A 14,979-nucleotide genomic window follows, 5' to 3' on the forward strand; every position below is an offset into this window, starting at 1 on the left:
CTCTCGTACCCCACAACGAATCCGCCGGCTCCGGCTCCCTTCACGGGCCTTCCGCAAGAGGTGACCTCAGGTGAACGACCCTCAGGTGAACAACGAAGACAAGCTGCGCTACTTCCTCCGGCGCGTGACGGCGGACCTCCACGAGGCCCGCGAGCGGCTGCAGGAGATCGACACCGCTCGCCAGGAGCCGATCGCGATCGTGGCGATGAGCTGCCGCTACCCCGGCGGCGTCCGCTCGCCCGAGGACCTGTGGCGGCTGCTCGTGGCCGGCGGGGACGCCGTCACGGAGTTCCCCGCCGACCGGGGCTGGGACCTCGACGCGCTCTACGACCCCGACCCGGACCACCGCGGCACGAGCCACGTCCGTGAGGGCGGGTTCCTCGACGACATCGGCCTCTTCGACGCCGGGCTCTTCGAGATCTCACCCCGCGAGGCGCTCACCATGGACCCCCAGCAGCGGCTGCTGCTGGAGACCTCGTGGGAGGCCTTCGAGCGGGCCGGCGTGGACCCGGGCTCGCTCCGGGGCAGCCGTACCGGCGTGTTCGCCGGCGTCATGTACCACGACCACTCGGCGGTGCTCCAGCAGGCCGTCGAGGACGTCGAGGGCTACATCGGCACGGGCAGCGCGGCCAGCGTCGTCTCGGGCCGCGTGGCGTACACCTTCGGGCTGGAGGGCCCGGCGGTGACGGTCGACACGGCGTGCTCGTCGTCCCTCGTGGCCCTCCACCTGGCGGTGCAGGCGCTGCGGCAGGGCGAGTGCGACCTCGCCCTCGCGGGCGGCGTCACGGCCATGTCCAACCCCACGGCGTTCATCGACTTCAGCCGGCAGCGCGGCCTCGCCGCCGACGGCCGCTGCAAGCCCTTCGCGGCCGCCGCCGACGGCACCGGCTGGGCGGAAGGCGTCGGCATGCTGCTCGTCGAGCGGCTCTCGGACGCCCGGAAGAACGGCCACCCGGTGCTCGCGGTGGTACGGGGCTCGGCGATCAACCAGGACGGCGCGTCGAACGGGCTGACGGCCCCCAACGGCCCGTCCCAGCAGCGCGTCATCCGCGCCGCGCTCGCCTCGGCGGGCCTGACGCCGGCGGACGTGGACGTCGTCGAGGCGCACGGTACGGGCACCACGCTCGGCGACCCGATCGAGGCCCAGGCCCTGCTCGCCACCTACGGACGCGACCGCGCGGCGGACCAGCCGCTCCGGCTCGGCTCGCTGAAGTCGAACCTGGGCCACACGCAGGCCGCCGCCGGTGTGGGCGGCGTCATCAAGATGGTCCTGGCCATGCGGCACGGCCTGATACCGAAGACGCTGCACGTCGACGAGCCCACGCCGCACGTCGACTGGTCGGCGGGCGGGGTACGGCTGCTGACCGAGCCGGTCGAGTGGGCGGAGGCCGCCGACGGTCGCCCGCGCCGGGCCGGCGTCTCCTCCTTCGGCTTCAGCGGAACGAACGCCCACACGATCATCGAGGAAGCACCCGAACCGGCGGCCGCCGCCGACGAACCCGCCACGGCCCCGCCGCTGCCCACGCCCGTCGTGCTGTCCGGCAGGACCGAGGCCGCGCTGCGCGCCCAGGCCGCCCGCCTGCTCGACCACGTCACCGAGCACCCCCGGCACACCGTCGCCGACCTCGCCCTCTCCTCGGCCACCACGCGCGCCGCCCTCGACCACCGGGCCGCCGTCGTGGCCTCGGACCGGGACGAACTGCTGCGCGGCCTGGAAGCACTCGCCCAGGGCGGGGCGGCGACGGCCACCGGCGTGATTGAGGGCACCGCGACGCCCCGCCAGACGGTCGCCGCGCTCTTCTCGGGCCAGGGGAGCCAGCGGGTCGGTATGGGCCGTGAGCTGTACGCGGCTTTTCCGGTGTTCGCCGGGGCGTTCGACGCGGTGTGCGCTGAGTTGGACGGGCATCTTGAGCGTCCGTTGCGGGATGTGGTGTTCGGTGATGATGCCGGGCTGCTGAACGAGACCGGTTTTGCGCAGCCGGCGTTGTTCGCGGTCGAGGTGGCGTTGTTCCGTCTGGTGGAGTCGTGGGGTGTGCGGCCGGATTACCTGGCCGGGCATTCGATCGGTGAGCTGGCGGTGGCGCATGTCGCTGGTGTGCTGTCGCTGGCCGATGCGGCGGCGTTGGTGGCCGCTCGTGGGCGTTTGATGCAGGCGCTGCCGGTGGGTGGTGTGATGGTGGCGGTGCAGGCGTCGGAGGGCGAGGTTCTTCCGCTGCTGGCCGGTCACGAGGACTTCGTCGGTATCGCGGCGGTCAACGGTCCGGCGTCGGTGGTGCTTTCCGGTGCTGCCGATGCCGTGCGTGCCATTGCCGAGCGCTTGGCGGGCGAAGGTCGTAAGACCAAGGAACTCGCCGTCTCGCACGCGTTCCACTCGCCGTTGATGGAGCCGATGCTGGCGGACTTCCGGGCGGTGGCGGAGCGTGTGGAGTTCGCGGCGCCGGAGATCCCCATCGTCTCGACGCTGACAGGCCGGGCGGCTTCGGCCGAGGAGCTGTGCGATCCCGAGTACTGGGTCCGTCACGTCCGTCAGGCCGTGCGCTTCGGGGACGCCGTCGAGGCGCTCGCTGCCGAGGGCGTGACCGCCTTCCTGGAGATCGGCCCCGGTGGCGTCCTCACCGCCCTGTCCCGGGACGTCCTCGGCGACACACACCCCGCCGTGACCGTCGCCGCCCTGCGTGCCGACCGCCCCGAAGCCGTCGCGATCACCACCGCCGCTGCCCGACTCCACGTCCACGGCGTCCCCCTCGACTGGCGCGCCGTCCTCGCGGACCGGGGCGCCCGCCGCGTGGACCTGCCCACCTACGCCTTCCAGCACGAGCGTTACTGGCTCGAGACGCGCCCCGTCACCGGCGACCTCGGCCACGCGGGCCTCGGCACGGCGGACCACCCGCTGCTCGGCGCGGTCGTGACCCTCGCCGACGGCGACGGACTGCTGCTCACCGGCCGACTCTCGACCGCCACCCACCCCTGGCTCGCCGACCACACCGTCATGGGCGCCGCACTGGTCCCCGGAACGGCGCTCGTCGAGCTCGCGATCCGGGCCGGCGACCAGGTCGGGTGCCACCACCTGGAGGAACTCACCCTCTCCGCTCCCCTCGTCCTGCCCGGCGACGACGGTGGCCTCGTACTCCAGATCGTCGTGGACGGCGCGAGCGACGGCCGCCGGGCGATCCGCGTGTACTCCCGCTCCGACGGTGCCTCCGACGACGCCCCCTGGACGTGCCACGCCACCGGTGTCGTCACGGCGAGCGGCGGCGCCGCGCCCTTCGATCCGGAGACCGTCTGGCCGCCGGCCGAGGCCGTCCCCGTCGACACCGGCACGCTCTACGAGCGCATGGCCGGCCTGGGCCTCGACTACGGCCCGGTGTTCCGGGGCGTACGCGCCGCCTGGCGCCTCGGCGACGAGGTCCTCGCCGAGATCGCGCTGCCCGACGACGTCACCGCCACGGGCTTCGGCCTCCACCCGGCCCTGCTGGACGCGGCGCTGCACGCCGTCGGCCTCGGCGACTTCGTCGAGGACACCGGGCAGGCCCGCATCCCCTTCGCCTGGACCGGCGTCGAACTCCACGCCACCGGCGCCCACGCCCTGCGGGTCCGCCTGGCGCCCGCGGGACGCGATGCCGTATCGCTGCGGGTGATGGACGGCGCCGGCGGCCGGGTCCTCTCGGCCGAGTCGCTCACGCTGCGCCCGGTGAGCGCCGACCAGCTCGCCCGCGTACGGGACGGCGAGCAGGACTCGTTGTACCGGGTGGAGTGGGTTGCTGGTGCGACTGGCAGCGGTGCTGGTGCTGCTGTTGGTGATGTCGATGTGGTGGTGGTGCCTGCCGGTGTTGATGTGCGGTGGGCGTTGGGTGTGGTGCGGGAGCGGTTGGTGGGGGAGCGTCGTGTTGTTCTGGTGACGCGTGGTGCTGTGGCTGTTGGTGCGGGTGTTGTTGATCCGTGGCAGGCGGCTGTGTGGGGTTTGGTGCGTTCGGCGCAGTCGGAGAATCCGGACCGGTTCGTGCTGGCTGATGTCGATGCCGACGTCGATGTTGATGAGCGTGTGTTGTTGGCTGTGCTGGGCGCGGGTGAGTCGCAGGTCGTGGTGCGTGGTGGTGAGGTGTTGGTGCCTCGTCTGGTACGTGCCGAGGTTGGTGAGCTCGCCGAGGATGTCCCGGTGTTCGGTGCCGAGGGCACCGTCCTGGTGACGGGTGCTTCCGGTGTTCTGGGCCGGCTCGTGGCACGGCATCTGGTGGTCGAGCACGGTGTCCGTCATCTGCTGCTCCTCAGCCGTAGTGGGGTTGCCGATGATGAGCTTGTCGCGCTCGGTGCTTCCGTCGAGGCGGTCGCTTGCGATGTTTCGGATCGGGAGGCGTTGGCGGGTGTGCTGGCGGGGATTCCGGTCGAGCGTCCGTTGGTGGGTGTGGTGCACGCGGCGGGGGTGACGGACGACGGTGTGGTCTCGGCTCTCGACGAGGAGCGTCTGGATCGTGTCTTCGCTCCCAAGGCCCTGGGCGCCCTGCACCTGCACGAGCTGACCCGCGACCTGGAGCTGTCGGCCTTCGTGCTCTTCTCCTCCGCCGCCGGTCTGTTCGGCAATGCCGGGCAGGGGAATTACGCGGCCGCGAACTCGTTCCTGGACGCGTTGGCGGAGCAGCGGCGTGCGGCGGGTCTGCCGGCGGTGTCGCTGGCGTGGGGTCTGTGGGCGGAGACGAGCGCGCTCAGTGGCGCGCTCGGGACCGCCGACCAGCACCGCATCGCCCGCTCCGGTATGCGGGCCCTGGAGTCTGCGGCCGGCCTGGCCCTGCTGGACAGCGCGCTCTGCGCCTCCGGCGACGCCGTCCTCGTACCCGTCCAGTGGGACATGCGGGCCCTCCGCGAGCAGGCCCGTGCCGGTCTGCTCCCGCCCCTGCTGTCGGGCCTGGTCCCCGCTGCCCCCGTACGTCGCGCGGAAGCCGTATCGGCGACGGGCGGTGGCGCGGCGGCGGAGTTGGCGCGGCAGCTGGACGGGCTCCCCGAGGAGCGCCGCCACGGCCTGCTCGTGGAGCTCGTCCGCACCCACGCCGCGGCTGTTCTCGGCCACGGCCGCCCCGAGACCGTCAAGGCGGCCCAGCCCTTCCGCGAGCTGGGCTTCGACTCGCTGACGGCCGTCGAACTCCGTAACCGCCTCGGCGCCGCCACCGGCGTACGGCTGCCGGCCGGCCTGGTCTTCGACTACCCCACGCCCGAGGCCCTCGCCCGCCACCTGCGCGACGAACTCACCGGCACAGGAGCTCGTACAGCCGGTACCTCGGTCACCCGTCGCCCCGACGACGATCCCATCGCCATCGTGGCCATGAGCTGCCGCTACCCCGGCGGCGTCCGCACCCCCGAGGACCTCTGGCGGCTGCTGGCCTCCGGTACGGACGCCATCGCACCGTTCCCCACCGACCGGGGCTGGGACCTCGACCTGCTCGCCGACGGGAATGCCCCGGCCGACGGCGAGGCCTCCGGCAAGGCGGGGACCAGCCACACGCACCAGGGCGGATTCCTCTACGACGCCGGCGACTTCGACGCCGCCTTCTTCGGCATCTCGCCGCGCGAGGCCCTCGCCATGGACCCGCAGCAGCGGCTGCTGCTGGAGACGTCCTGGGAGGTCTTCGAGCGGGCCGGAATCGACCCGGCGGCCGTACGCGGCTCCCGTACCGGCGTGTTCGCCGGCGTGATGTACCACGAGTACGCCTCCGCCCTGCACACCGTCCCCGAGGGGGTCGAGGGCTTTCTCGGCACCGGCAACTCCGGCAGCGTCATCTCCGGCCGGCTGTCGTACACCTTCGGGCTGGAGGGCCCGGCGGTGACGGTCGACACGGCCTGCTCGTCGTCCCTCGTGGCCCTGCACCTGGCCGTGCAGGCGCTGCGCAACGGCGAGTGCGAGCTGGCCCTCGCGGGCGGCGTGACGGTGATGGCGGGCCCCGGCGCCTTCGTCGAGTTCAGCCGTCAGCGCGGGCTGGCGGCCGACGGCCGCTGCAAGGCGTTCTCCGCCGACGCGGACGGCACCGGCTGGGCGGAGGGCGTGGGCATGCTGCTCGTCGAGCGGCTCTCGGACGCCCGGAAGAACGGTCACCCGGTCCTCGCGGTCGTCCGGGGTTCCGCCGTCAATCAGGACGGCGCCTCCAACGGCCTCACCGCCCCCAACGGCCCCTCCCAGCAGCGTGTCATCCAGCAGGCCCTCGCCAACGCCGGGCTCACCGCCCGCGACATCGACGCCGTCGAGGCGCACGGTACGGGGACGACCCTGGGCGACCCGATCGAGGCACAGGCGCTGCTGGCGACGTACGGGCAGGAGCGTCCGGAGGGCGACCGTCCGCTGTGGCTGGGTTCGTTGAAGTCGAACATCGGTCACACGCAGGCGGCTGCCGGCGTCGGCGGCATCATCAAGATGGTCGAGGCCATGCGGAACGGGGTTCTGCCCAGGACGCTGCACGCCGACGAGCCCTCGCCGCACATCGACTGGACCTCCGGCACGGTCCGGCTGCTCACCGAGCCCGTCGCCTGGGCGGAGGACGGCCGCCCGCGCCGGGCGGGCGTCTCCTCCTTCGGCTTCAGCGGCACCAACGCGCACGTCATCGTCGAGCAGGCCCCGCGGGACCCGGAGCCCGTCGGCGACGAGCGCGCGGACGCCCCGCCCGCCGCGACGGCCTGGGTGCTGTCCGCGAAGACCCCCGACGCCCTGCGCGACCAGGCCGCGCGCCTGCTCGACCGCGTACGGAACGACGACGGGCTGTCCGCCGAGGACATCGCGTACTCCCTGGCGACCGGCCGTGCCGCCCTGGACCACCGGTCGGCCGTCGTGGCGGAGGACCGGGCCGGCCTGGTGGCAGGCCTGGGCGCCCTGGCGAACGGCGAGCCGTCGACGGCCGTCGTCGCGCACGACGGTCCCGCGCAGGGGGGCAGGACGGCGTTCCTGTTCTCGGGGCAGGGGAGCCAGCGGCTGGGGATGGGGCGTGAGGCGTATGCCGCCTTCCCGGTGTTCGCCGACGCCTTCGACGCGGTGTGCGCCGAGTTGGACGCGCACCTTGAGCGTCCGCTGCGGGACGTCGTCTTCGGTGACGACCCCGAGCCGCTCAACCAGACCGGTTTCACTCAGCCCGCGTTGTTCGCGGTCGAGGTGGCGTTGTTCCGCCTCCTCGAGTCGTGGGGTGTACGGCCGGACTTCCTGGCCGGGCACTCCATCGGTGAACTGGCCGCCGCGCATGTGGCGGGGGTGTGGTCGCTGGCCGACGCGGCCGCGCTGGTCGTCGCCCGTGGCCGCCTGATGCAGGCGTTGCCGGTGGGTGGGCTGATGCTGGCGGTGGAGGCGTCGGAGGACGAGGTGCTGCCGCTGCTGGCCGGTCGCGAGGACGTGATCGGGATCGCGGCGGTCAACGGCCCGTCGTCGGTGGTCCTGTCGGGCGTCGACGAGGCCGTGATCGAGGTCGGTGGTCTGCTGGCCGCCGAGGGGCGTCGTACGAAGCGGTTGCCGGTGTCGCACGCGTTCCACTCGCCGTTGATGCATCCGATGCTGGCGGCGTTCCGCAAGGTCGCCGAGGGCATCTCGTACAGCGCACCCACCTTCCCCGTCGTCTCCACGCTCACCGGCCGGCCGGTCACGTCCCACGACGTGTGCGACCCGGACTACTGGGTGCGGCACGTGCGGCACACGGTGCGATTCGCGGACGCCGTCCGTTCGTTGAGTGCCGAGGGTGTGTCCGTGTTCGTCGAGATCGGTCCCGGTGGGGTGCTGAGCGCGATGGCGCAGCAGACGCTCGACGCGGCCACATCCGTTGTCGTTCCAGTGCTGCGGGCCGACCGGGCCGAGGGGCCGGCCGTGACCGCCGCGCTGGCCCGGGTGCACGTGGCCGGTGTTCCCGTCGACTGGAACGCCGTCTTCGAGGGCCGTGGGGCCCGGCGGGTCGATCTGCCGACGTATCCCTTCCAGCGGCAGCGCTTCTGGCTGGAGAACACCCGGCCGGGCCTCGGCGACGTGGCGTCGGCCGGTCTGACGGCGCCCGGTCACCCGCTGCTCGGCGCGGCGGTCGGCCTGGCCGACGGCGAGGGCGTGGTGCTCACCGGGCGGCTGTCGGTCGCCACCCATCCCTGGCTCGCCGAGCACGTGGTCCTGGGCAGCGTCCTGCTGCCCGGCACCGCCCTGGTGGACCTCGCGCTGCACGCCGGTGGCGAGGTCGGCTGCGAGCGGCTGGACGAACTGACGATCCAGGCCCCGCTGGTGCTCCCGGAGAGCGCGGGGGTCCGGCTCCAGGTGCTCGTGGCCGCCCCCGGCGAGGACGGCGGCCGGACGGTGACCGTGTACTCCCGCCGGGAGGACGCGGAGCCCGACGCGCCATGGACGGCGCACGCCACGGGCACGCTCTCCGCCGGGCCGTCGATGACATCCGACGAGACGCCCGACCTCGTGGAGTGGCCGCCCGCCGGCGCCGAGCCGCTGCCCGACGGGGCCGTGACCGAACTGTACGAGCGCATGTCCGGACTCGGTCTCGACTACGGGCCGACCTTCCGCGGCGTCCGCGCCGCGTGGCGCCGGGGCGAGGACCTCTTCGCCGAGCTGGCGCTGCCCGGGGCGGGCACCGCGGACGTCGCCGGGTTCGGTGTCCACCCGGCGCTGCTCGACGCGGCGTTGCACGCCGTCGCGCTGGGCGGGCTGCTGCCCGACACCGGCCAGGCGCGGGTGCCGTTCTCTTGGAGCGGCGTGCGGGTGCACGCCGACGGGGCCACGGCGCTGCGCGTCCGGCTGGCACCCGTAGCGCCCGGAACGCGGGACGCCGTGTCGCTGCGGGTCGCCGACGCGGCCGGGCGGCCCGTGGCCTCGGTGGACTCCCTCGTGCTGCGCCCGGTGTCCGCCGAGCAGCTCGCCGCCGTGCGCGACGACCGGAACGACGCCCTCTACCGTGTCGACTGGACCTCCCTGCCGCTGCCTACCGCTCCCGACGGGCCGGCCGCGGGCGAGTGGGCGTGGGCGTACCTCGGCGCGGACGGGGAGCGGTTCGCGAGCGGTGCTCCGGCCGCGGCGCTGCGCGCCCGTGGCCTCGCGCCGGTGTCGGTGCCCGACGCGTCCGTCCGTCCCGTCGCCCGTGCGCTCGCGCTGGTCCGGGAACACTCGGCGGACGGTCCGCGTCTCGTCCTGCTGACCCGTGGCGCCATGGCGACCGACACGGCCGGCACCGTTGACGCCTTCGGCCCCGACCCGGAGGCCGCCGCCGTGTGGGGGCTGGTCCGTTCGGCCCAGGCCGAGCACCCGGACCGCTTCGTGCTGATCGACCTCGACCTCGACCTCGACTCCGATGCCGACGCCCTCGCCGCCACCCTGACGGCTGCCCTCGCGACGGGCGAGCCGCAGCTGGCGGTGCGCGGGGACCGGCTGTTCGTTCCCCGGCTCGCCCGGGCGGCCGTGGACCCGGTCGCCGAGCGGCTGCCGTTCGACCCGGAGGGCACCGTCCTGGTGACCGGGGCGACCGGCGCCCTGGGCCGGCTCGTGGCACGGCACCTGGTGGCCGTCCACGGCGCCCGGCACCTGCTGCTCACCAGCAGGCGGGGACCGGCCGCCGACGGCGCCGCCGCGTTCCAGGCCGAACTGGAGGCGCTGGGCGTACGGGTGACGACCGCCGCCTGTGACGCCGCCGACCGGGACGCGCTCGCGGCCCTGCTGGCGGCCGTACCGGCCGAGCACCCCCTCACCGGCGTGGTGCACGCGGCCGGCGTGCTGGACGACGGGGTCGTCGGCTCGCTGACGCCCGAGCGGCTCGACCGGGTCCTCGGGCCCAAGGCGGACGCCGCCCGGCACCTCGACGAGCTCACCCGCGGCAGCGACCTCGGGCTCTTCGTCCTGTTCTCCTCCCTCGCCGGTACGTTCGGCAACGCCGGCCAGGCCAACTACGCCGCCGCCAACGCCTACCTGGACGCCCTGGCGCAGCGGCGCCGGGCCGAGGGGCTCGTGGCCTCCTCGCTCGCCTGGGGCCCGTGGGCCACCGACGGCGCGGGCATGCTGGGCGACGGGGCGGACGCCGAGGCGCTGGCGCGCATGGCGCGCGCCGGGGTCGCCCCGCTGTCGGCCGGCGAGGGGCTCGCGCTCTTCGACGCGACGGCCGCGGCGGACGGCGGGGCCCGCGTACCGGTCCGGCTGAACCTGCCGGCGCTGCGCGCCCGCGCGGCGACCGCACCGCTGCCCGCCCTCCTGCGCGGCCTGGTGCCGGGGCCCGCCCGGCGGGCCGCGGAGGCCGCGCCCGGCGAGCCCTCGCTGCGGCGGCAACTGGCGGGCGCGTCCCAGGAGAAGCGCCGCAGGGTGCTGCTGGCCACCGTACGGGCCGAGGTCGCCGCCGTGCTGGGGCACGCCTCGCCGGAGGCGATCGGGGCCGGGCAGGCGTTCCGCGACCTGGGCTTCGACTCGCTGACGGCCGTCGAGCTGCGCAACCGGCTCGGGGCCGCCACCGGACTGCGCCTCCCGGCGGGCCTGTTGTTCGACTACCCGACGCCCACCGCCCTCGCCGACCACCTCGACGCCGCGCTCCCCGCCGACGACGGGGAATCCGGGACGCCCTCGCTCCTGGCCGAGATCGACCGGCTCGAAGCCGCGCTGATCTCGTCGCCGCTCGTCACGGGAGGCGGGAGCGGCGGGAACGGCGGTAGCGCCGCCGTCACCATGCGCCTCGAAGTGCTGCTCGCGAAATGGAACGACGCGACCCGGGACGACGCCGGCACCGGCGGCACCACCGGCACGGACGCGGGCGTGGACGCGGCCTCCGTCGAATCCGCCACCGACGAGGAGCTGTTCGAGCTCCTCGACAGCGAGCTCGGCACCACCGACTGACCACCGATCGACAGCACGAACTCCCTTGGCATCGAGGAACAGAAATCAGATGACGACTGACGCGAACAAGCTCCGGGACTACCTGAAGCGTGCCACTGTCGATCTGCGCCACGCGCGTCAGCGCCTGCGCGAGGTGGAGAGCAAGAGCCATGAGCCCATCGCCGTCGTGAGCATGAGCTGCCGCTACCCCGGCGGCGTCGGCTCCCCCGAGGAACTGTGGGAGCTGGTCGCGGAGGGCCGGGACGCCATCTCCCCGTTCCCCACCGACCGCGGCTGGGACCTGGAGGCCCTCTACGACCCGGACCCGGAGACACCGGGGACCACGTACGCCCGCGAGGGCGGATTCCTCCACGACGCGGGGGAATTCGACCCGGCGTTCTTCGGCATCGGCCCCCGCGAGGCCCTCGCCATGGACCCGCAGCAGCGGCTTCTGCTGGAGGCCTCGTGGGAGGCCGTCGAGCGCGCCGCGATCGACCCGGTGGCGCTGCGCGGCAGCCGCACCGGCGTGTTCGCGGGCGTCATGTACCACGACTACGTCTCCCGGCTCCCCGGCATACCCGAGGGCATCGAGGGATACGTCAGCACCGGCAACTCCGGCAGCGTCGTCTCCGGCCGTATCGCCTACACCCTGGGCCTGGAGGGCCCGGCGGTGACCGTCGACACCGCCTGCTCGTCCTCGCTGGTCGCCCTGCACCTCGCGGTGCAGGCGCTGCGCAACGGCGAGTGCGACCTGGCGCTGGCCGGCGGCGTGACCGTGATGGCCGGGCCCGCCACCTTCGTCGAGTTCAGCCGCCAGCGCGGGCTGTCGCCCGACGGCCGCTGCCGGGCGTTCTCCTCCACCGCGGACGGCACCGGCTGGTCCGAGGGCGTCGGCGTGCTGCTCATCGAGCGGCTGTCCGACGCCCGCCGCAACGGCCACCCCGTGCTGGCGGTCGTCCGCGGCTCCGCCGTCAACCAGGACGGCGCCAGCAACGGCCTCACCGCCCCCAATGGGCCCTCCCAGCAGCGCGTCATCCACCAGGCGCTCGCCAACGCCCGGCTGTCCCCGTCCGACATCGACGCCGTCGAGGCCCACGGCACCGGCACCTCGCTCGGTGACCCCATCGAGGCCGACGCCCTGCTGGCGGCCTACGGGCAGGAGCGCCCGGGGGACCGGCCGCTGTGGCTCGGTTCCATCAAGTCCAACATCGGCCACACCCAGGCGGCCGCCGGCGTCGCCGGTGTCATCAAGATGGTCCAGGCCCTGCGCAACGGCGTGCTGCCGCGCACGCTGCACGTCGAGGAGCCCACGCCGCACGTCGACTGGCGGGCCGGGGCGGTGTCGCTGCTGACCCGGCCCACGGACTGGCCGGAGACCGGCCGGCCGCGCCGCGCGGGCGTCTCCGCCTTCGGCGTCAGCGGCACCAACGCGCACGTCCTCCTCGAACAGGCGGAGGAGGAGCCGGTGGTGACCGGGGACGGCGAGCCCGGGGACACCACCTCCGCCCCCTCCGCCCCCTCCGCCCCCTCCGCGCCCTCCACCCCCCTCCCGCTCGTCCCCTGGCCCCTGTCCGGCAAGAGCGAGGCCGCCCTCACCGCCCAGGCCGCGCGCCTGAGCGCGTACCTCGCCGCCCACCCCGGCACCGACGCCGCCGACATCGCCCACTCGCTCGCCACCACCCGCACCGCCTTCGAGCACCGCGCCGTGCTCCTGGCCGCCGACCGCGCCGGGCTCGACGCCGCCCTCGCCGGCCTCGCCGCCGGTGAGCCCGACCCCGCCACCGTCGTGCGCGGCACCGCCGAACACACCCGCCAGGTCGCCTTCGTCTTCCCCGGTCAGGGCTCCCAGTGGGCCGGCATGGCCACCGAACTCCTCGACGCCTCGCCCGTGTTCCGCGACCGCATGCGCCAGTGCGCCGAGGCGCTCGCCCCGCACGTCGACTGGAGCCTGGAGGACGTCTTGCGCGGCGCCCCCGGCGCGCCCGGCTTCGACCGCGTCGACGTCGTCCAACCCGTGCTCTTCGCCGTGATGGTCTCCCTGGCCGAGCTCTGGCGCTCCTACGGTGTGCGGCCGGCCGCCGTCGCCGGGCACAGCCAGGGCGAGATCGCCGCCGCCTGCGTGGTCGGCGCCCTGTCGCTGGAGGACGCCGCGAAGGTCGTCGCCCTGCGCAGCCAGGCCCTGACCGCCCTCTCCGGCCGCGGCGGCATGATGTCCGTCGCCCTGCCCCTCGACCGGCTCACCCCGCGCCTCGGTCCCTGGGGCGACCGGCTGGCCGTGGCCGCCGTCAACAGCCCCTCCTCCACCGTCCTGTCCGGCGACCCCGAAGCCCTCGCCGAACTCCGCGACGCCCTCGTCGCCGACGACGTCCGGGCCCGCCTCATCGCCGTCGACTACGCCTCCCACTCGGCCCACGTCGAGGCCGTCCGCGAGCGCGTCCTCGACGCCCTCGCCGGCATCGCGCCACGCTCCACCGACGTGCCGTTCTACTCCACCGTCACCGGAACGCCGATCGACACCGCCGGACTCGACGCCGACTACTGGTACCGCAGCCTGCGCCACACCGTCCTCTTCGAGCAGGCCACCCGGGCCCTCGTCGCCGACGGGCACGGCGCCCTCATCGAGGTCAGCGCCCACCCCGTCGTCACCATGAGCATGCAGGAGACCGTCGACGCCACGGGCGCCACCGCCGTCGCGCTCGGCACCCTGCGCCGCGACGAGGGCGGCCCCGCCCGCATGCTGCGCTCGGCCGCCGAGGCCCACGCCCACGGCGTCGCCCTCGACTGGCGGACGCTCCTCGCCGGCACCGGCGCCCGGACCGTCCCCCTGCCCACCTACGCCTTCCAGCACCAGCGCTACTGGCTCGACGCCCCCCACTCCACGGGCGACGCCACCGGCCTCGGCCTGGGACCCGCCGACCACCCCCTGCTGGGCGCCGTCGTCACCCTCGCCGGCTCCGACGGCCTGCTCCTCACCGGCCGGCTCTCCGACCGGACCCACCCCTGGCTCGCCGACCACGTCGTGATGGGCACCGTCCTGCTGCCCGGCACGGCCTTCGTCGAACTCGCCGTCCGCGCCGGCGATCACGCCGGCTGCGACCGGCTGGAGGAACTCACCCTCCAGGCCCCGCTGCCGCTCCCCGAGCACGGCACCGGAGTGGTCGTCCAGGTCTCGGTCGGCCAGGCCGACGACTCCGGCCGCCGCCCCTTCGCCATCTACTCGCGCCCCGACGACGCCGCCCCCGACGACACCGCCGACGACGCCTGGACCTGCCACGGCACCGGCACGCTCGCCGGTGGCACGCACGGGACGGACACCGCCGCCGAGGACCTGGCGGTCTGGCCGCCGGCTGCCCCCGGCACCACCTCCGTCGACCTCGACGGCTTCTACGACCTCCTCGCCGAGCGGTCCTTCGGCTACGGGCCCGTCTTCCAGGGCCTGCGGGCCGCCTGGCGGCACGGCGACGACGTCTACGCCGAGGTCGCCCTCCCGGCCGACACCGGCGCACGGACGGACGCCGCCCGCTTCGGCCTCCACCCCGCCCTCCTCGACGCCGCCCTCCACGCCGTCGGCTTCGGCCCGCTGGGCGACACCGACGGCGGCCGGCTCGCCTTTTCCTGGGAGGACGTGCGCCTCCACGCCACCGGCGCCTCCGAGCTGCGCGTCCGCATCCGCCCCGCGGGCCCCGACGCGGTCACCGTGACCGCCGCCGACGCCACCGGCCGCGCCGTGGCCTCCATCGGCACGCTCAGCTTCCGCACGGTGAGCGAGGACCAGCTGCGCTCCGCGCGCGCCGGTCACCACGACGCGCTGTACCGCGTCGACTGGACGCCACTGCCGGTCGCCTCCGGCGCACCGGTGGGACGCTGGGCGGTGGTCGGCGACGCGGTGCCGGAGGCGCTGCGCGCCTTCGGTCCGGAGCTGCTGCCGGGGGTCGTGCCGGTGGGCGCCCCGGGCGCTCCGGACGCCCCGGGCGGACCGGACGCTCCGGACGCCCCGGGCGGACCGGCGGGTGTCCCCGCTCCGGCAGACGCCGCCGCGTCGGGTGCCGCTGGGCCGGGCGCTGCCGCGCTGGATGCTGCTGTGCCGGGCGTCCCGGCGTCGGGTGCCGCCGCGTCGGGCGTCGCCGGGCTGGACGTTGCCGGGCTGGGCGTTCCCGCGTCGGGCGTTCCGGGGCCGGGCG

At 74.8% G+C, this 14,979-nt stretch carries 1 protein-coding gene and 1 pseudogene; both read left to right on the top strand.

Translation table 11 applies throughout. The features are described from left to right. Positions 1 to 127: 127 nt before the first annotated feature. Positions 128 to 10,819: pseudogene (locus tag AC07BS_RS15320) on the top strand (SDR family NAD(P)-dependent oxidoreductase); the annotation flags it as partial. 49 nt (positions 10,820 to 10,868) lie between these two features. Further along, positions 10,869 to 14,979: type I polyketide synthase (locus tag AC07BS_RS15325; RefSeq protein ID WP_478932501.1), on the top strand; the 4,111-nt coding region annotated here is incomplete at its 3' end.

It is taken from the genome of Streptomyces sp. NPDC044063 (assembly GCF_056434285.1).